1 protein-coding gene is annotated in these 479 nt (G+C 46.8%); it reads left to right on the top strand.

Annotation, left to right across the window (positions count from 1 at the left end; genetic code table 11):
- Positions 1-479: RNA-guided endonuclease InsQ/TnpB family protein (locus Phpb_RS14590; RefSeq protein WP_075489475.1), on the top strand; the 479-nt coding region annotated here is incomplete at both ends.

Here is a 479-nt window from a genome sequence, read left to right as displayed (position 1 = left end):
GAACAGGCAGAATTTCTCAATGCCCAGTTCGGCGCTGTTCGTTTTGCGTACAACAAGGCTTTGCACATCAAAAAACAGGCTTATCGGCGGCACGGTATAAGTTTAAGCCCCCGTAAAGATCTGAAGCCTTTATTGGCTGTAGCGAAGAAATCCCGTCAGTATTCATGGCTCAAAGAGTATGATTCTATCGCGCTACAGCAGGCGATAATCAATCTTGATGTGGCTTTTTCCAACTTTTTCAATCCGAAACTGAAAGCACGTTTCCCAACATTTAAGCGTAAGCATGGAAAACAATCCAGCTATCATTGCGTTGGAGTGAAAGTGCTTGACGGTGCAATCAAAATCCCGAAAGCCTCGCCGATTGCAGCCCGGTTGCACCGTGATATTACGGGTACGTTGAAAAGCATCACGTTGAGTCGCAGCGCGACAGGGAAATACTATGCGTCGTTACTCTGTGATGATGGAGTAGAAGTGCCAGC

The sequence above is a fragment of the Photorhabdus namnaonensis genome (assembly GCF_001684335.1).
In the GTDB taxonomy this organism is placed as follows: domain Bacteria; phylum Pseudomonadota; class Gammaproteobacteria; order Enterobacterales; family Enterobacteriaceae; genus Photorhabdus; species Photorhabdus namnaonensis.
The sequence above is the reverse complement of the archived record's forward strand: the minus strand, read 5'-3'. Positions and strand labels throughout refer to the sequence as shown.